Annotated in this window: 15 protein-coding genes; 12 read left to right on the top strand and 3 right to left on the bottom strand. The window is 32.5% G+C overall.

Annotated elements, in window-relative coordinates; genetic code table 11:
- Positions 1-42 precede the first annotated feature (42 nt).
- The 3 genes from AC0L3M_RS11060 to AC0L3M_RS11050 all read left to right on the top strand — a co-directional run bounded on the left by AC0L3M_RS11060 (position 43) and on the right by AC0L3M_RS11050 (position 3,279).
- Positions 43-1,590, top strand: a complete 1,548-nt coding sequence (locus AC0L3M_RS11060; protein ID WP_473430780.1) for a serine hydrolase — start codon at positions 43-45, stop codon at positions 1,588-1,590.
- 73 nt (positions 1,591-1,663) lie between these two features.
- Positions 1,664-2,878: a branched-chain amino acid transport system II carrier protein gene (locus AC0L3M_RS11055; protein ID WP_473430779.1), complete on the top strand. Its 1,215-nt coding sequence runs from the start codon at positions 1,664-1,666 to the stop codon at positions 2,876-2,878.
- Positions 2,879-2,928: 50 nt separating this feature from the next.
- A complete protein-coding gene (locus AC0L3M_RS11050; RefSeq protein WP_473430778.1) occupies positions 2,929-3,279 on the top strand; it encodes a hypothetical protein in 351 nt (116 codons plus the stop codon).
- On the opposite strand, the gene AC0L3M_RS11045 is transcribed toward AC0L3M_RS11050, so the two are convergent.
- Positions 3,276-3,932, bottom strand: a complete 657-nt coding sequence (locus tag AC0L3M_RS11045) for a hypothetical protein (protein ID WP_028282329.1) — start codon at positions 3,930-3,932, stop codon at positions 3,276-3,278. The two genes, AC0L3M_RS11050 and AC0L3M_RS11045, sit on opposite strands and share 4 nt — an antisense overlap.
- Positions 3,933-4,034: 102 nt before the next feature.
- On the opposite strand from AC0L3M_RS11045, the gene AC0L3M_RS11040 reads away from it, so the two are divergent.
- Entirely contained in the window at positions 4,035-5,363 is a 1,329-nt protein-coding gene (locus AC0L3M_RS11040) for an aspartate kinase (protein WP_473430777.1), read from the top strand.
- 52 nt (positions 5,364-5,415) lie between these two features.
- On the opposite strand, the gene AC0L3M_RS11035 is transcribed toward AC0L3M_RS11040, so the two are convergent.
- Both AC0L3M_RS11035 and AC0L3M_RS11030 read right to left on the bottom strand, forming a co-directional pair.
- A complete protein-coding gene (locus AC0L3M_RS11035) occupies positions 5,416-6,360 on the bottom strand; it encodes a hypothetical protein (RefSeq protein ID WP_051437441.1) in 945 nt (314 codons plus the stop codon).
- Between the two features lie 39 nt (positions 6,361-6,399).
- Positions 6,400-7,692 carry an aminopeptidase P family protein gene (locus AC0L3M_RS11030; protein ID WP_028282327.1) on the bottom strand — a complete coding sequence of 431 codons (1,293 nt, stop codon included), beginning with the start codon at positions 7,690-7,692 and terminating at the stop codon, positions 6,400-6,402.
- A 218-nt stretch (positions 7,693-7,910) separates the two neighbouring features.
- Between AC0L3M_RS11030 and AC0L3M_RS11025 the strand changes: the two genes are divergently transcribed.
- From AC0L3M_RS11025 to AC0L3M_RS10990, 8 genes are all read left to right on the top strand, one after another.
- Positions 7,911-10,721 carry a WD40/YVTN/BNR-like repeat-containing protein gene (locus AC0L3M_RS11025; RefSeq protein WP_473430776.1) on the top strand — a complete coding sequence of 937 codons (2,811 nt, stop codon included), beginning with the start codon at positions 7,911-7,913 and terminating at the stop codon, positions 10,719-10,721.
- A 55-nt stretch (positions 10,722-10,776) separates the two neighbouring features.
- Positions 10,777-11,358 (top strand): hypothetical protein, encoded by a 582-nt coding sequence (locus tag AC0L3M_RS11020; RefSeq protein WP_473430775.1) that lies wholly within the window; start codon positions 10,777-10,779, stop codon positions 11,356-11,358.
- Between the two features lie 68 nt (positions 11,359-11,426).
- Positions 11,427-12,470 carry a hypothetical protein gene (locus AC0L3M_RS11015; RefSeq protein WP_473430774.1) on the top strand — a complete coding sequence of 348 codons (1,044 nt, stop codon included), beginning with the start codon at positions 11,427-11,429 and terminating at the stop codon, positions 12,468-12,470.
- 107 nt (positions 12,471-12,577) lie between these two features.
- Positions 12,578-13,252: a succinate dehydrogenase cytochrome b subunit gene (locus tag AC0L3M_RS11010; protein ID WP_473430773.1), complete on the top strand. Its 675-nt coding sequence runs from the start codon at positions 12,578-12,580 to the stop codon at positions 13,250-13,252.
- A gap of 15 nt (positions 13,253-13,267) precedes the next feature.
- The gene (locus tag AC0L3M_RS11005) at positions 13,268-15,265 is read left to right on the top strand and encodes a fumarate reductase/succinate dehydrogenase flavoprotein subunit (RefSeq protein ID WP_473430772.1); all 1,998 of its coding nucleotides are present in this window, start codon (positions 13,268-13,270) and stop codon (positions 15,263-15,265) included.
- A gap of 9 nt (positions 15,266-15,274) precedes the next feature.
- A complete protein-coding gene (locus tag AC0L3M_RS11000; protein ID WP_028282322.1) occupies positions 15,275-16,021 on the top strand; it encodes a succinate dehydrogenase/fumarate reductase iron-sulfur subunit in 747 nt (248 codons plus the stop codon).
- 98 nt (positions 16,022-16,119) lie between these two features.
- Positions 16,120-17,088: a M28 family peptidase gene (locus AC0L3M_RS10995; protein ID WP_473430771.1), complete on the top strand. Its 969-nt coding sequence runs from the start codon at positions 16,120-16,122 to the stop codon at positions 17,086-17,088.
- Between the two features lie 5 nt (positions 17,089-17,093).
- Positions 17,094-18,863: a MutS-related protein gene (locus AC0L3M_RS10990; protein WP_473430770.1), complete on the top strand. Its 1,770-nt coding sequence runs from the start codon at positions 17,094-17,096 to the stop codon at positions 18,861-18,863.
- Positions 18,864-18,879: the final 16 nt, after the last annotated feature.

Here is an 18,879-nt window from a genome sequence, read left to right as displayed (position 1 = left end):
TATTTACTATATTTGATTGCCAAGACGCTAAATAATATAATTATGAAATTAAATACAATTCTTTACACCTTTGCTTTTTTAACGTGTATGACGCTATCTGCGCAAATTGAGGAAGATAAGCTAGACCAACTTGTTGAAAACACCTTAAAAACGTTTGATGTTCCTGGAATATCTGTTGGTATAATTAAAGACGGTAAAGTAGTATATGCTAAAGGACATGGCGTGCGTGCATTATCTAATAAAAAAGCAATGGATAAAAGTACTTTGGTTGGTGTAGCTTCCAATAGTAAAGGGTTTACTTGTTTTGCGTTAGCTATGATGGTGGATGAGGGTAAGCTTAATTGGGATGATAAAGTTAGACAACATATTCCAGAATTTAAACTACAAGATGCTTGGGTAACAGAACAGTTTACGATTAGAGATTTAGTTACGCATAGAAGTGGTATGGGTCTTGGTGCAGGAGATTTAATGTTTTTTCCGGAAGCTAGTTTTAAAGTGGAAGATGTTATTAAAAATGTACAACATTTGGAGACAGAAAGCTCTTTTAGAAGTCAATTTGCTTACAATAACAACATGTTTATTATTGCTGGAGAAGTTTTAAAACGTGTAAGTGGTTTGTCTTGGGAAGAGTTTATTGAAACCAAAATTATGAAACCTGTAGGGATGATTAATAGTAAAGCGTCCTATAATCGTGTGACTGATAAATCTAATATTATTGAAGCACATACATTAGCAGATGGTAAATTAGTACAAATTCCGCATGATTGGAGTCCGACTGCAAATCCAGCTGGAGGTATTGTTAGTAATGTGGATGATATGTTGACTTGGGCTCAGTTTTTAATGAATGGTGCTGTAACTAAAAATGGGGAACGTTTGCTTAGCGAAAAACAGTTTGATGAACTTTGGCAATTGCAAACACCTTTAAAAGTAAGTGCTAATGATAGTTATGATTCTAATTTTAGAGGTTACGGTTTAGGTTGGTTTGTAACTGACGTAAAAGGTGGATATAAGCAAGTATATCACACTGGAGGATTATTGGGTACAGTGACACAATTTACTATGATTCCGGATTTAGATTTGGCAATTGTAGTATTAACTAATCAGATGAATGGTTCGGCTTTTAATACCATTACTAATACCATTAAAGATAGTTATTTAGGTTATGAAGACCGTAAATGGTTAGAAAAATTAGGTCGAAATAACAAGGAATGGTACCAATATAACGATAGTCTTAAAACTGTAGTTTTTGATCAGGTAGCTAAAATGAAAAATAGTAGTAAAACTTTGGATGTATCTGCTATTACAGGTACTTATACTGATGCTTGGTTTGGAAATGTTAGTATTACACAAAGTGGAAATGATTTACGAATTACTTCAGAGAAATCTAAGACGCTAAACGGAAGCGTTTTGCCATACAATGCAACTACTTATATTGTTAAATGGGATAATAGAAGTTATGATGCAGATTGTTTTATGCAATTTAGTTTTAACGAAAAAGCTAAAGCGGTAAGCGCAACATTAAAACCAATTGCTCCTGTAACAGATTTTAGCTTTGATTTTGAAGATTTAAAATTAATTAAGCAAGACTAATTTTGAATAAAACTAAAGATCTTTTAATAACAAGCTTTGCATTATTTTCGCTTTTTTTGGAGCAGGAAATTTATTGTTACCTCCACTTTTAGGTTATAATGCTGGTCAAAATTGGTTTTGGGTAACCTTAGGTTTTGTTATAACAGCAGTAGTAATACCTATTATTGGTATTTATGCGCATGCTAAATTACAAGGGACTTTATATGACTTTGGTAAAAAAGTGTCTCCAATATTTAGTTTCATTTATTGTGTTTTAATTTATTTTATTGCGGTAGCTATTCCGTCACCACGCACAGCAGCAGCAACGCATGAGATTGCAATACATCCAAATTTTGGTACTTCGCCTTTATTAACTAGCAGTATATACTTTATTTTAGTATTGGTTTTTGCTTTAAATCGTTCTAAAATATTAAACATAATAGGTAAGTATCTAACGCCTTTTATAGTAATTATGTTGCTGTTGGTTATTGGTATTGGGTTGTATTCCGCACAAATGGTTACTAACCCAACGCAAATGGATACTCCAATTGTTGCGGGTATTTTAGAAGGTTATCAAACTTTTGATGCTATTGCAGCAGTGGTCGTTGGAGCAGTTATTATTATCTCAATTAATATTAAAACTGACGCTACTTTTGAAGCTAAAAAGGATCTGATTAAAAAATCTGGGTTAATTGCTGGTTTTGGTTTGTTTATAATTTATGCAGGATTAATTGCAGTTGGTGCTTCATATGGAACCGAAATTGATATTAATAGTAGTTTAAACAATGACATGCAACGTGCTAACCTATTAACAGGTATTAGTGTTAAGGCTTTAGGTGATTTTGGATATGCAGTGCTAAGTGTTTTAATTGCGTTGGCTTGTTTTACAACAGCTGTTGGTATTGTGACAGGTACTGCAGATTATTTTAAAGGTTTGATAAATAACTCTCAGACGGTTTATGTTTTAACAGCAATAATTGCTAGTGTGTTTGGTGTTGTGGTTGGGCAATTAGATTTTAATACCATTATAGTTATTGCTTTGCCAATACTTTTATTTATTTACCCAATAACTATTGTATTAATTATTCTAAATGCAATACCAAATAAATATGCTACAGCTTTAGTTTTTAGAGTTGTTGTATTATTGACGTTTGTGTTTAGTATTCCTGATGTTATAGGTGTTATAAGTCCTTCAAAAAATTTATCAAACGTGGTCAGCTTTATTCCTTTTGCTCAATATAGTTTAGGATGGGTTTTACCAGCACTTTTAGGATTTATTTTTACTAATTTACTAGTTAAAAAGACTTGACTTTTTAAGTAGAAGTTTTTAACTTTGTGTAACAACTAAAATGTAATGTTATGAAAAAAGCAGTATTAACTTTAGTATTTTTAAGTGTATGTTTTATGTCTTTTGCTCAAAGCCAGCCTAAAGTAGGTGATGTTTTAGAGGTAAAAGCTCCTAAGGGAGAGCACTACAATCATATTGATTTTCCAAGATTAAACATTTTAGTCAAACGTGGTAAGCTAGCAAGTTATAGGCCTGTTATAAATACTATCGTTTTGATTGATGATGTAGTTGCTAAAGAAAATAAAACCTACGTTGTTTTAAAAAAGAAAGATGGCACTAAGTTTTTTGGACTTCAAACTACTGTAGAAGCGGATTATCAAAAGGCTTTAGATTCTGGTGAGTTGACTAAAGTTAACCCTTAGTTTTTTAGGTTTTTAATAACTGAAAAGGCTTTATCAACCACATGGTCTTCTACTAATACAGTAAATTCGTTTGTGGTCGAAACGACTTCGTAAATAGGAATGTTTTCCCAAGCTAATCGCTTAAATATTTGGTAATATAATCCAGATATTTTGGAGTTGTCTTTAGGTAAGCGCACGCTTATTGCAGACAGACCTTCTTGTAATCCAATTTGTTTTTCATTAGAAAAACATTTACTAACTTTTTTGTTTTCCGAACTTGATATAATAATATTACTTTCAAAGATACCTCGTGTAAACGCATAAAAAATATCTTTGTTAGCTTCTACTTGATCTAATATTTTTGTGTGACTTTGTATTAATGTTTCTGAGTTTTGAAACGTAAAGTCACTTAAATTGGAGCGTACTGTAATATCTCCTAAATTTTGTAAGGTGCTTTTTAATTTTAAAGAATGTCTAAGTGTATTTGGTGTATTGTAACGTCGCAAAGCCATCATAATTGCTCCAGATTTTACTGGTTTACGTAGCATGGCACTAATGGGAGCGTTTAACTCTTCTGCTAAAGCAGAATAATTAATAATACTTCTTGACAACGCTTCTTCTAAAAATGGTTGAGTAATTAGTATGTCTTCTACGCAAGAGGCTATGGTTTTCATCGTGTTAATTATTTAACAATTTGTGCAAAAATAGTACAATTTTTTCATTTTTATTGCTAGATAAAAGTCCCTAAGTAATTTAGCAGTATAAATGTAAATAATATGTTGGTATTAAAGTTTGGAGGCACATCTGTTGGGTCTATTGAAAATATGGTTAATGTTAAAAACATTATTAACAATGGACAACAAAAAGTTGTGGTTTTATCTGCTATGTCAGGTACCACAAATGCCTTAGTCAAAGTTGCAGATTACATAAAAAATAATAATCCAGAAGATGCTTTAATTGTTATTGATGCACTTAGAAACACCTATAACACGACCGTTAAAAATTTAATTACAACACCAGAAATTTATAAAACGGTTTTTGTGTATGTTAATAATACTTTTAATTCACTTGAGGTTTTGGTTAATAGATTGTATGACGATTTATTATACAATCAAATAGTGTCGCAAGGCGAGTTATTGTCAACATTTATCTTTAGCCATTATTTACAGCAAGAGAATATAAATGCTGTGTTATTGCCTGCTCTGGATTTTATGCGCATTGATAAAACAAATGAGCCTGATAATTATTACATACAACAAAATTTAAATCGTGTAATTAATGAGTCGCCAAAAGCAGAGATTTATATTACGCAAGGTTTTATTTGTCGTGATGTAAAAGGAAATGTTGCTAATTTACAACGCGGAGGAAGTGATTATACTGCTACCATAATTGGAGCTGTGTTAAAAGCAAAAGAAGTGCAGATTTGGACAGATATAGATGGTTTTCATAACAACGATCCACGATTTGTAGAGAATACAACAGCTATTTCTAATTTGTCTTTTGATGAGTCTGCAGAGTTGGCTTATTTTGGAGCCAAAATATTACATCCTCAAACCGTTATGCCTGTGCGTGAATTGGATATACCAGTTAGGTTAAAAAACACCATGTTACCAGAAGCGCATGGTACATTAATAACAAATCAAGTCCATGGAGAAGGGATTAAGGCAATTGCTGCAAAAGATGGTATTACAGCCATAAAGATAAAGTCTGCCAGAATGTTATTGGCACATGGTTTTTTAAAGAAAGTATTTGAGGTTTTTGAGCGTTATGAAACGTCCATAGACATGATTACAACATCAGAAATTGCTGTGTCATTAACCATAGATGATACCACGCATCTGGAGGCTATTGTAGAAGAATTGGAACGATTTTCAGTAGTTGAGGTTGATAACTATATGAGTATTGTATGTTTAGTTGGTAATGCTATTATATTTCATCCAGACACGCCTAATTTGTTTCAAATTTTGCAAGACGTAAGCGTGCGTATGATATCTTATGGAGGAAGTAATAATAATATCTCTTTGCTTATTAATACAAGTGATAAAAAAGAAACTTTGAAAAAGCTACAACGTTATGTTTTTGAGAGTCATTCTGTTTTAGTTTAAAATGAGGAAAAGCAAGCTTTTAGGGCTTGCTTTTTTATTTTAATTACTTTTTTTAAAGTCGGTTTTCAACAATACTTTTTAATTTAAAGTCTTTGCCCCAAGTCGCTTTTATTTTTAAGTGATAAATTTTATCTTTAAATTTTCCCTTTGATTTGATTTTATATAATAAATTGTAAGTACATAGGTAATCTTCACCTAGTTCTGAAAATTTAAAAGTGTCCCATTGCACATTCGTAGTGCTTTTTGGGAAATTTTTTAAATATTTTGAGGTTTCTATTATTATTTCATCTAAAGTTAAATCTGATTTGTCATACCAATTATTGACTTTCGGAGCTATATAGTTTTTTAAAGCATTTATGTTGCCATTTTCTAAATGTTGATAATATTCAGTTGTTTTCTTTCTGATTTTGCTTTCAGTGTTTTCGTAAAAAATAAAAAAACTAGCTGTAGTTATAATCAAAAGAAGCATCCCTATTAAAATGTTTTTAGGCTTAGCTTTAAATTGCTTTTTCTCTAGATCATTGTTGGTATACTCTACATCGTATGACTTTAAAATTTCATTGGTGACTGCTGATTTTTCAATTTTAAATTTGTTGATAAAAGAAGGGTATAGTTTAAGATATGCTAATTCATTTAAAGGAATTAAGCTTACATTTTTCGGGTTTTCGGGTGAGCCTTCTATTCCTAGAACTATAAAGACTGAAGTATTTTCATCTGCTTGTATTTTTCTAAATCGTTCTAATTGGGTAAAGCTAATCACCTCCACCATATCGTCCGAGTTGAAGCTTGAACGATATTTGGCTTCTATATAAAATTCCTTTTTAGTTTTCTTGCATCTAAATTTGAAATCAGGTTTTAGAGTGTTCTCAGAATATCTTTTGCTGTTTTGACTAAAAGCATTAGTTCTATGTATTAAATCATAATCTGATTTTGGGAAAAGATTCTTTTCTACAAAACCTTCGAATTTTTCTCCTTTTTCGAAAGATGAATTATCCATTATTTAATTTCTTTTGAAGTAAAGTTTATTTTGAAAATTTTACTTATTCATTATATCCTCAATCTCTTCTATTTCAATAGGGATGTCTCTCATTAAATTAAAAGGTTCTCCAGATTTTTGGATCACAACATCATCTTCTAATCTAATACCAAAACCTTCTGCAGGAATGTAAATTCCAGGCTCAACAGTAAATACGTTGTTAGCTTGCATTGGTTCTGTTAAAATCCCGTAGTCATGCGTGTCTAATCCCATGTGGTGTGACGTACCATGCATAAAGTATTTTTTATAAGCAGGCCAATCTGGATTTTCGTTTTGTACATCTGCTTTATCAAGTAGGCCTAAACCTAAAAGTTCACTAGTCATTAATTTACCAACTTCCACATGGTAGTCAGCCCAAATTGTACCAGGAACTAGCATTTTTGTAGCCTCATTTTTAACTCTTAAAACAGCATTGTAAACCGCTTTTTGTCTGTCATTATATTTCCCAGAAACAGGTATAGTACGTGTCATGTCACTAGCGTAATTAGCGTATTCTGCTCCAGCATCAATTAATATTAAATCTCCAGCTTTACACTCTTGATTGTTTTCTATATAATGTAATACGTTAGCGTTGTTTCCAGAACCTACAATTGGTGTGTATGAAAAGCCTTTAGAACGATTATTTAAAAACTCATGCATAAACTCGGCTTCAATGTTGTATTCCATAACGCCAGGTTTAACAAAGTTTAAAACACGTCTAAAACCTTTATTTGTAATATCACAAGCGGTTTGGATTAAGTCTAATTCAATTTGATCTTTTACAGATCTTAAGCGTTGTAATATTGGATTGCTTTTAGCAACACTATGTGCAGGATATTTATCTTTTATCCATTTAGTAAAACGGTCTTCTCTTGTTTCGGTTTCTACATTAGCTCTGTAATGCTCATTGGTGTTTATGTAAACGGTTTCGGCTTGTGTCATCATTTCAAACACAACTTTTTCTAAGTCTTGTAACCAATAAACGGTTTTAATTCCGCTTGTAGCCAATGCGGCCTCTTTAGTTAGTTTTTCACCTTCCCAAACAGCAATGTGTGCATTGGTTTCTTTTAAAAATAAAACCTCTCTGTTTTTAGGATTTGGACAATCCGGAAATAAAACTAAAATACTTTCTTCTTGATCAACACCACTTAAGTAAAAAATATCGCGTTGTTGTTGGAATGGTAATGTGCTATCTGCACTAATTGGATAAATATCATTAGAGTTAAAAAAAGCAATACTTTTTGGCTTCATTTGAGAAGCAAAATTTTTACGGTTTTTTATAAATAATGACGAGTCGATTTTGTGATATTTCATAAGAAAAATTTAATTTTTAATTTCCACAGAAGTGAAAAAATGTATTCATAAAATTTAAGTTATAATTTTTTCCGTCAAGCGGAAATTATAACTAGCTGTAAAAATAAGAACTTTAAGATAGATAAGTTATAAATCCATCTTAAAATCTGTTTGGTTTAAGGTTTTTACTTTGTTAATTTTACTTTTATCTGTATCTTCAAAACTTATAATAAACAACCATGATTTATAGACTTTTTTTATTTTTATTTGTCGTTACTTCTGTAAGTGCACAACAAACTACGTTGGCAGATAAAGCCCAATTACAAGCAAACTCAATAGTTAAAAATGTAGCGTTTCAAAACATTGGACCAACCGTTATGAGTGGTCGTGTTGTAGATTTGGATGTAAACCCAGAAAACCCATCAGAATTTTATGTTGGATATGCTTCTGGAGGTGTGTGGCAAACCATAAATAATGGGACAACTTTTGAGCCTATTTTAGATAATTCTCAAACCCAAAATGTAGGTGATATTGCTGTGCATTGGCCAACCAGAACTATTTGGGTTGGAACAGGAGAAAATAACGCGTCTAGATCGTCTTATGCTGGAATTGGTATGTTAAAGTCTACGGATAATGGTCAAACTTGGCAACATGTTGGGTTGCCCAATTCTCAACATATTGGACGTATATTGATTAATCCTAATAATGTTAATGAAGTGACTGTTGGTGTTACAGGTGCTTTATATTCAAAATCTGAAGACAGAGGTGTTTATAAAACCACAGATGGTGGCCTTAATTGGACTAAAACATTATACGTGGATGATGTCAGCGGAATTATTGATATGCAACATGTACCTGGAGATTATAACACTATGTTTGCTACTGCATGGACAAAAGATAGAAAGGCTTGGGATTTTGATGGAAGCGGTAACAACTCGGCAATTTATAAAAGTATAGATGCTGGAGATACTTGGGATAAAATATCTACAAAAAACAGTGGTTTTCCAGTAGGTGATGGCGTTGGACGTATTGGATTGGCTATTTACGATAATGATATTATTTATGCTATACATGATAGTCAATTTAGACGACCGTCAAGCGGAAACAATGCAGTGAGACGAGGTTTGCAAAAAGATGATTTTAAAACAATGAGCACGTCTGAATTTTTAAATTTAGACGATAAAAAACTGAATGGCTTTTTAAAACTGAATGGCTTTCAGGAAAAATACAGAGCAGAAAACGTGAAGCAAATGGTACGCAGCGGAAACGTAAAGCCAATTGATTTAGCTCATTATTTAGAAGATGCAAACTCAATGTTGTTTGATACACCTGTAATTGGAGCTGAAGTTTATAAAAGTACAGATGGTGGACAAACGTGGTCTAAGACACACAGCGATTATTTAGACGATTTATATTATAGCTATGGGTATTATTTTGGACATGTATATGTATCTCCTGCAAATCAAAATGACATTTATGTTTACGGAGTGCCAATCTTAAAATCTAAAGATGGAGGTAAAACGTTTACATCTATAAGTGCAGAAAATGTGCATGCAGACCACCATGCGCTTTGGATTAATCCTAAAAACCCAAATCATTTAATTAATGGTAATGATGGAGGTGTTAATATTACATATGACGATGGTGTTAATTGGATAAAAAATAATTCGCCATCTGTAGGACAGTTTTACGCTATAAATGTGGATAATCAAAAACCATATCGTGTTTATGGTGGTTTACAAGATAATGGTGTTTGGGTTGGTGCAAATAATGCACCTGAAGATAAAAGTTGGCATCAAAATGGAGAATATCCATGGAAAAGTATAATGGGTGGAGATGGTATGCAAATCCAAATTGATAATCGTAATCCAGATATTGTGTATACAGGTTACCAATTTGGTAATTATTACCGACTAAACCGATCGTCTGGCGAGCAGACTTACATCCAACCAAAGCATGAGCTTGGTGAAAAACCGTATCGTTTTAATTGGCAAACACCAATTCATTTGTCGGATCACAATCAAGATATTTTGTACTTAGGTGGTAATAAATTAATGCGATCTTTAGATCAAGGTAATAGCTGGAAAGCTATTAGTGATGACTTAACACAAGGTGGGAAATCAGGGAATGTGGCTTACGGTACCTTAGCTACGATTAGTGAGTCTCCTTTTGAATTTGGTTTATTATACGTTGGAAGTGATGATGGATTAATACATGTGTCAAAAAATCAAGGAGCAACCTGGAGTAATGTTTCAGGCAATTTACCTAATAATTTATGGGTAACACGCGTAGTGGCTTCAATGCATAAAAAGGAACGCGTTTACGCAACATTAAATGGTTATCGATTTGACGATTTTTCTACCTATGTTTACATGAGTGACGATTATGGTCAAACTTGGAAGTCTATAAACGCTAATATTCCAACAGCTCCAGTAAATGTAATTGTAGAAGATCCTGTAAAGGAAAATATTCTGTACTTAGGAACCGATAATGGAGCCTATGTAAGTTTTAATAATGGAGACCAATGGGAAGCGTTTTCTAAAAATTTACCAGCTGTAGCTGTGCATGATATAAAAACGCAAAAAGAAAGTAATGATTTGTTATTAGGTACGCATGGTCGTGGTATCTATAAAACTAATCTTTCTGCGTTACAAAAGTATGATTCTAGCATGGTTTTAAGTAGTAAAATGACCATTTTTGATCTAGAGTCTATTAGATATTATTCACGTTGGGGAAATTCATGGAGCAAATGGATGCAACCCTATGAGCCTAGTACGACTATCCAATTGTATAGTACTATTTCAGGTAAGAAGGAGGTTGAAATCCTTACAGAAAGCGGTAAGCAAATACAAGCGTTTTACGTGAATTTAGATAAAGGATTTAATTTTATTGATTACGATTTAACGATTCATGAAAAAGGTAGAAAAGTAATCTTAAAAGAAAACACTGCTATCGACATCAATAAAGCTAAAAATGACAAATATTATATTGTAAAAGGAAATTATAAAATTAAAATTGATGGTGTCGAAAAAGCTTTTGAAGTCGAATAATACCAAAACTGTAACATTTTTTTAAATGAAGTCTCTTTTATAGTAAATCGTCCATATGAAACAGGCAGCATTAATTATAGTAATCATTTGTTTAAGTTTAAGTAGTTGCAAAAAAAGTATCGCAATAAAAAAAGAGTCCTACACTGTTTTAATTGATAAGGCAATGCAATTGTCAAAGGACGAAGATTCTTTAAAATTAAAGGAAGCACTTGTTACTTATCAAAATGCGTTTAATAATTATCCAGATAGTATAGACGATTATTCTAAGTACAATGCAAGTGTAATTGCTAGTCGTTTAAAAATGAATGATGTTGCTTTTAAGTATTTGCAACCATTGGCAGAATTAATAGAGGATGACGAAGGTTATCCAGGTTGGGATTATGTCTTAGGAGACTATGCAACAGAGGACTATTCAAATTTATTTAATGATAAACGATGGTCTAGTTTAAAGCAAGCTGCGATATTAAATCAAACGCAGTTTTTTGATAATTTGGCATCAGATGAAGCTGAATTTTTTAGCACTAAAAAAGGCGCTTCAATTGATAGTCTAAGTGCGGAGCAACTTTATAATTATATTAAAAGTCAAAACAATTTTTTGCCCAAAAAAAGCAAGATTATTCTATTTCATTTCAAATAAATGATACGTCTAGTACGTCTTATTTTGTGCATCTACCCAAAACGTATAATCCAAACAATCAATATCCAATGTTGGTTTTTTTACATGGAGCTATACGCTACACCACATTATCGGATTATGAGACAAAAAGTAATTTAAAATACGCTAATACAAAATATACCAAGCGTGCAGACGCTAATGATGTTGTTTTAGTGTTTCCAAAAGCTGATAAAAATTTTAATTGGATGATTGGAGATGAAGGCTTTTTTATGGTTCCAGAAATTATTAAGCAAATAAAGTCAGCAATTAACATTGATGATGATAAAGTATTTGTTTCTGGTCACTCTAATGGAGCAACTGGGTCGTTTTCATACTTAATGAAGCAACCAACACAATTTGCTGGTTTTTATGGTTTTAATACACATCCAAAAGTCTATACTGGCGGAACGTTTATAGAGAATGCAAAAGCTAGAAGTTTTATTAATTTTTCTACAGATCAAGATTACTATTATCCACCAAATGCAAATGATAGCTTAAATAGCATTATGTCTAAAATTAAGGCGGATTATAAAGATTATAGGTACAATGGCTTTCCGCATTGGTTTCCAGATTTTGATGAGGCAGAACCTGCTTATGATATATTGTTTGAAGATCTTATTAAGCGAAAAAGAAATCCTTTTTCAAAAACATTGCAATGGGAGTTTGACGACAATGAACATGGTACTATTGATTGGTTAAATACTATTAAATTAGATACTATCAAAACGACTAAAGTGTCGCAAAAACCAACTAATTTTAAAATTACAAAATGGCTAAAATTAGATGATAATGATAATGCTATAGCGTTTGATGTTAATCAAAATGCATTTGATTTTCCTAGGCAATCTGCAAAGATTAATGCTAAATTTACTGATAATGTATTTGATATAAATACAGAAAAGGTTAAGTCGTTTAATATTTATATTTCACCAGAAATGGTAGATTTATCTAAACCAGTAAAAGTAATCGTAAACCATGTTTTAGTTTTTGAAAAAATCATAGGTTATGATGACGCATTTATGATTGACCAGTGGAATGCCAATATGGACAGATCCCAATTATGGGTTAATAATATAAATATTACCTTACATTAAAGATTTATTACTTAAACCCATTCTAAATAGTACAAAAAAGTTTTAAAATTTGTTAGTATATCGCTTGTGGCTTATCTTTGTATAACAAATAATTAACTTCAATTATAATGAGCGGAATTTTAAATTCTTCAATAGGGAGAAAGTTTGCTATGGCACTTTCAGCACTCTTTCTAATGATTTTTATTTTACAACATTTTGCAATTAATATTCTTTCTGTGTTTAGTCCAGATGCTTTTAATGAAGCGTCTCACTTTATGGGAACGTTTTGGGCAGTACAATATTTACTGCAGCCAGTATTAATTCTTGGTGTAATATTTCATTTTGTAATGGGATTTGTTTTAGAAATCAGAAACAACAAAGCAAGAGCAATTAGCTATGCTAAAAACAATGGAGCTGCAAATTCTTCTTGGATGAGCAGAAACATGATTTGGAGTGGAGGTTTTATACTTGTATTCTTAATCATTCATTTCATCGATTTCTGGATTCCAGAAATTAACACCAAATATATTGTTGGTGACATGTCTGGTACGCTACCAAGTGGTGAGTTTAGATACCACGAAGAGCTAGTACACAAGTTTAAAGATTTATGGCGTGTAGCGCTATACTGTGTAGGGTTTGTATTTTTATCATTACACCTTTTACACGGTTTTAATTCTGCTTTCCAATCAATTGGAGCAAATAACAAATACACAAAGGGATTAAAAGGATTTAGTAAAATTTATGCAATTGGTGTGCCAGTAGGTTTCATCTTCATTGCTGTTTACCACTTTTTAAACTACTAAAAAATAAGAGATATTATGGCTTTAGATTCAAAAATACCTCAAGGTCCAATTGCAGACAAATGGACTAACTATAAAAATCATATCGACTTAGTAAATCCAGCTAACAAGCGTAACATAGATGTTATTGTTGTTGGTACAGGATTAGCTGGTGGATCTGCTGCTGCTACTTTAGCAGAACTAGGATATAACGTAAAAGCATTTTGCTTTCAGGATTCTCCAAGACGTGCGCACTCAATTGCAGCACAAGGAGGTATTAATGCAGCAAAAAATTATCAAGGAGATGGTGACTCAACTTACAGATTGTTTTATGATACTGTAAAAGGTGGAGATTACCGTTCTAGAGAAGCTAACGTTTATCGTTTAGCTGAGGTTTCAACTAATATTATTGACCAATGTGTTGCTCAAGGTGTACCTTTTGCACGTGAGTATGGTGGATTATTAGATAACCGTTCGTTTGGTGGTGTATTAGTATCACGTACTTTTTACGCAGCAGGACAAACAGGTCAACAATTATTATTAGGAGCTTACTCTGCTATGAACCGTCAGATTGGTCGTGGTAAAATCAAAATGTACAACCGTCATGAAATGTTAGACGTTGTTAAAGTTGATGGTAAAGCTCGTGGAATTATAACACGTAACTTAATTACTGGAGAAATTGAAAGACATTCAGCACACGCTGTAGTTCTTGGAACTGGTGGTTATGGTAACGTTTTCTTCTTATCTACAAACGCGATGGGAAGTAATGTAACAGCAGCATGGAAAGCACACAAACGTGGAGCCTTTTTTGCAAACCCTTGTTACACACAAATTCACCCAACATGTATTCCGGTTTCTGGAGATCATCAGTCTAAATTAACATTGATGTCTGAGTCTTTACGTAACGATGGACGTATTTGGGTGCCAAAACATATGAAAGATGTTGAGGCTATAAAAGCAGGAACATTAAAACCTGTACAATTAGCTGAAGAAGATAGAGATTACTACCTAGAGCGTCGTTATCCTGCATTCGGAAACTTAGTACCTCGTGATGTTGCCTCTCGTGCAGCAAAAGAGCGTTGTGATGCTGGTTTTGGTGTAAATGCAACTGGTGAAGCTGTATTCTTAGATTTTGCTTCGGCAATTCAACGTTATGGTAAAGAAGCCGCTCACGTTAAAGGTTTAAACGAAAATGATGCTGCGCTTGTTAAACAATTAGGACAAGAAGTAATCAAAAATAAATACGGAAACTTATTCCAAATGTATGAGAAGATCGTAGATCAAGATCCATACAATACACCAATGATGATTTATCCAGCGGTACACTACACAATGGGTGGTGTTTGGGTTGATTATAACTTAATGACAACTGTTCCTGGATTATACGCAATTGGAGAAGCAAACTTCTCTGACCATGGTGCTAACCGTTTAGGTGCATCTGCGTTAATGCAAGGTCTTGCAGATGGATATTTTGTATTACCTTATACTATTGGAGATTATTTATCGGATGATATTAGAACAGGTCCAATATCTACAGATACTAAAGAGTTTGCTGAAGCTGAAGCTGAAGTAAGAAAAAACATTGACCATTTAATAAACAATAATGGTACACATTCTGTTGATTATTTCCATAAGCGTTTAGGTAAAATCATGTGGAATAAATGTGGAATGGCTAGAAATGCAGAAGATTTAAAATCTGCAATTACTGAAATTTCTGAACTTAGAGCAGAATTTTGGAAAGACGTTCGTGTGCCAGGAACACAAAATGAATTTAACGAAGAACTTGCTAAAGCAGGTCGTGTAGCAGATTTCTTAGAATTAGGAGAGCTATTTGCTAAAGATGCTTTACAACGTGAAGAGTCTGCAGGTGGTCACTTTAGAGAAGAGTACCAAACAGCAGAAGGTGAAGCGATGCGTCGTAAAGAGTTTCAATACGTATCAGCTTGGGAATACAAAGGAGAACCAAAAGATGCTATACTTCATAAAGAAGTATTAGCATACGAGAATATTGAAGTAAAAGAAAGAAGTTATAAATAAAGAAAAGCTATGAATTTAACGTTAAAAATTTGGCGTCAAGCAAACGCTAACGATAAGGGGAAAATGGTTGATTACCCAATCAGCAATATATCTCCAGATATGTCTTTTCTAGAAATGTTAGACGTTTTAAATAACGAATTAATAGAAAAAGGAGAGGCTCCTGTATCTTTTGATCACGATTGTCGTGAAGGGATTTGCGGTTCATGCTCATTATATATTAATGGTGAAGCGCATGGTCCTGACCGTTTAATCACAACGTGTCAGTTACATATGCGTACGTTTAAAGATGGTGAGACTATTACTATTGAACCATGGAGAGCTAGTGCTTTTCCTGTAATTAAAGATTTAGTAGTAGACAGAACAGCATTTGACCGTATACAACATGCAGGTGGATTTATTTCGGTAAACACATCTGGAAACACGATCGATGCTAACGCGATACCAGTTAACAAACAAGATGCAGATGATGCTTTTTCAGCAGCAACTTGTATTGGTTGTGGTGCTTGTGTAGCGTCTTGTAAAAACTCTTCTGCAATGTTATTTGTTGGTGCTAAAGTATCACAATTTGCATTATTACCTCAAGGTAAAGTTGAGGCTACAGAGCGTGTTTTAAACATGGTTAAACAAATGGATGAAGAAGGTTTTGGTAACTGTACTAACACTGGAGCATGTGAGGTAGAATGTCCTAAAGGAATTTCTTTAGAGAATATAGCACGTATGAATCGTGAGTACTTATCTGCTGCCTTAAAAGGATAATACATTTCTGCGAAAGCACAAATAATAATACACAAAAACCCAAGCCAAATGCTTGGGTTTTTTTATTAGATTTACCTCTTAGAATTAACTATAGATTTATGAAAAAAATAAATATATTATACATAGCAATTATTGGTATAACAATAGTAGGATGCAAAACACAAAACACGTCTAAACAAAAAGAAGACGCTGTAAACACCTCTGAAACGGTTACAAGTACTACGTCAGATATCGATTATTATTTTGACACTAGCGCCTTAATTGAAAATATTAAAACGTTATCATCAGATGTATATGAAGGTAGACGCACAGGTACAAAAGGTGCAGCTTTAGCCAAGGATTACATCATTCAAAAATTTGAAAAACTAGGTGTAGACCCTTTAGGAAGTAATTTCCAACAGCCTTTTACTTTTGAAGCAGGTAAAACATACAATGCTACAAATATTTTAGGAGTTATTAAAGGTACCACACATACATCAAAGTATATTGTATTATCTGCACATTACGATCATGAAGGTGTAAAAAATGGTCAAATATATAATGGAGCAGATGATGATGCATCAGGAATTAGTGCGTTGTTCGCTTTCGCGGAATATTTTGCCAAATACCCACCAAAACATAATGTTATTTTAGCAGCTTTTGATGCTGAGGAGTTAGGTTTAAAAGGTGCTTACCACTTTGTTAATGACAATGTTATTCAGCAAAAAAATATTGTTTTAAATTTAAATATGGATATGATTAGCAGAAGTGATAACAATCAACTATTTGCTGTTGGATCAAGATATTATCCTCAATTAAAGCCAGTTTTAGAAAACTTTAATGATATTGGTAAAGTAGATCTTTTAATTGGTCACGAAGGTTTAGGTGATGGAGATAATTGGACTTATTCTAGTGATCATGCAGCGTTTCATAAAGCTAAAATCCCGTTTATTTATTTTGGTGTTGCAGATCATAAAGACTACCATAAACCGACTGACGATTTTGAAAATATTGATCAACAATTTTTTAAGGATGCAGTACAAACAATTATAACCGTATTTACCGCAATTGACAGTTTAGAATTTTAAAAAAAATGGCAAACCATTTAGAGTATTATAAAAGCAATATAGATAACTATACTAAGGAAGTATCAAAGCTTTACAAGCAACTTACAACATTAAGTATAGCAAGACTTTTAGTGTTTATAGCTACAGGAGTTAGCGTTTACTTTGCTTTTGGAAACTGGCAAATTTTGATAGGGATTGTTGTTATAGGTGTTATTGGTTTTATTTATTTGTTAAATAAGTACACTAATTTAAAACATACATACGAACTAAAAAAAGTTTTAGTCACTATTAATACTGAAGAATTACAGTTTGCAAAAGGTGATTTTTTTGATAAAAGTGAAGGTTTACAATTTCAGGATGCTAATCATAATTATGCTTTAGATATTGATTTATTTGGTAGAGGAAGCTTTTTTCAATTTATAAATAGAACAACCAATAGTGAAGGGTCTAAAACTTTAGCTAATTGCTTAAAAGCAAATAATACAGACGCTATTGTGTCAAGGCAGGAGGCTATTAAGGACTTAGCTAATAAGTCTGATTGGAGACAAGTATTTCAGGCTAATGCTAGCTTAATTAAAGTTGATACTAAAGCTAGTACTATTTTAACTTTTTTAAAAACGCATAAGTCGTTTATACCTAAATATTTTAAGTTGGTTCCGTTAATTATTAGCGCACTTTCTCTAATAATAATCGGTTTAGCTGTAGCACAAATTATTCCTGCTGCAATAATAGGATATTGGTTATTTGTTGGTTTATTTATTACTGGTCGCTACGTAAAAAAAACAAATACATTATCTGCTAATACAGACAGGATGCGAGACACGTTTAGACAATATGCATCACTATTAAGTGCTATTGAAAACGAATCGTTTACCTCTAATTTATTATTAGCAAAACAAGCTAAAATTAAATTAGAAGACAAAAAAGCATCCCAAATATTACATGAATTGTCTAAAGCAATGGATGCATTGGATAATCGTAATAATTTAATTTCGGCAATTTTTGGTAATGGTTATTTTTTAACAGATTTAAAAAACGCCTATCGTATTGAACAATGGTTGGAAAATTACAAAGACAAAGTTGAAGATTGGTTTGAGGTTGTTGCGTTTTTTGATGCTTATAACAGTTTAGGAAACTATGCTTTTAATCATCAACAGTACATCTATCCTCAAATTGTGGATAAACAAAGTGATACAAAAGTAACGCAACTAGGACATCCTTTATTAAAAACAGAAAAAAGAGTTGATAATGATTTTGAAATAAAAAATCAGCAGTTTTTTATTATTACAGGAGCAAATATGGCAGGTAAAAGTACATTTTTACGTACAGTATCTTTACATATCGTAATGGCTAATGTTGGTTTACCGGTTTGTGCAGCATCATCAGTTTACAGTCCTGTTAAATTAATTACAAGCATGCGTACAAGCGATAGTCTAACAGATGATAGTAGTTACTTTTTTTCAGAGTTAACACGTTTAAAGTATATTGTAGATGCTATTAAGCAGGATAATTACTTTATTATTTTAGACGAAATCCTAAAAGGAACAAATAGCACAGATAAAGCTATTGGGTCACGTAAATTTGTCGAAAAACTAGTCGCTAGTCATGCAACTGGTATTATTGCGACGCATGATTTAAGCTTATGCGAAATAGAAAAGCATTTAGAAGAAGTAAAAAACTACTACTTTGATGCGCAAATTATTAATGACGAATTGTATTTTGATTACACCTTTAAAAAAGGAATTTGTCAAAATATGAATGCTAGTTTTTTACTTAAAAAAATGGAGATTGTTTAAGAGTTTAATTTCAAAA

This window comes from Olleya sp. KJ81-1, from assembly GCF_055808135.1.
Note: the sequence above shows the minus strand (reverse complement) of the source record. Positions and strands in the feature narration are given on the sequence as shown.

Bases quoted from the DNA above. Each gene is read 5' to 3' on its own strand.
- AC0L3M_RS11000 (WP_028282322.1), top strand. From the start codon at position 15,275: ATGAATTTAACGTTAAAAATTTGGCGTCAAGCAAACGCTAACGATAAG.
- AC0L3M_RS11040 (WP_473430777.1), top strand. From the start codon at position 4,035: ATGTTGGTATTAAAGTTTGGAGGCACATCTGTTGGGTCTATTGAAAAT.
- AC0L3M_RS11060 (WP_473430780.1), top strand. From the start codon at position 43: ATGAAATTAAATACAATTCTTTACACCTTTGCTTTTTTAACGTGTATG.
- AC0L3M_RS10990 (WP_473430770.1), top strand. From the start codon at position 17,094: ATGGCAAACCATTTAGAGTATTATAAAAGCAATATAGATAACTATACT.
- AC0L3M_RS11035 (WP_051437441.1), bottom strand. From the start codon at position 6,360: ATGGATAATTCATCTTTCGAAAAAGGAGAAAAATTCGAAGGTTTTGTA.
- AC0L3M_RS11005 (WP_473430772.1), top strand. From the start codon at position 13,268: ATGGCTTTAGATTCAAAAATACCTCAAGGTCCAATTGCAGACAAATGG.
- AC0L3M_RS10995 (WP_473430771.1), top strand. From the start codon at position 16,120: ATGAAAAAAATAAATATATTATACATAGCAATTATTGGTATAACAATA.
- AC0L3M_RS11015 (WP_473430774.1), top strand. From the start codon at position 11,427: ATGTTGGTTTTTTTACATGGAGCTATACGCTACACCACATTATCGGAT.
- AC0L3M_RS11050 (WP_473430778.1), top strand. From the start codon at position 2,929: ATGAAAAAAGCAGTATTAACTTTAGTATTTTTAAGTGTATGTTTTATG.
- AC0L3M_RS11025 (WP_473430776.1), top strand. From the start codon at position 7,911: ATGATTTATAGACTTTTTTTATTTTTATTTGTCGTTACTTCTGTAAGT.
- AC0L3M_RS11010 (WP_473430773.1), top strand. From the start codon at position 12,578: ATGAGCGGAATTTTAAATTCTTCAATAGGGAGAAAGTTTGCTATGGCA.
- AC0L3M_RS11020 (WP_473430775.1), top strand. From the start codon at position 10,777: ATGAAACAGGCAGCATTAATTATAGTAATCATTTGTTTAAGTTTAAGT.
- AC0L3M_RS11045 (WP_028282329.1), bottom strand. From the start codon at position 3,932: ATGAAAACCATAGCCTCTTGCGTAGAAGACATACTAATTACTCAACCA.
- AC0L3M_RS11030 (WP_028282327.1), bottom strand. From the start codon at position 7,692: ATGAAATATCACAAAATCGACTCGTCATTATTTATAAAAAACCGTAAA.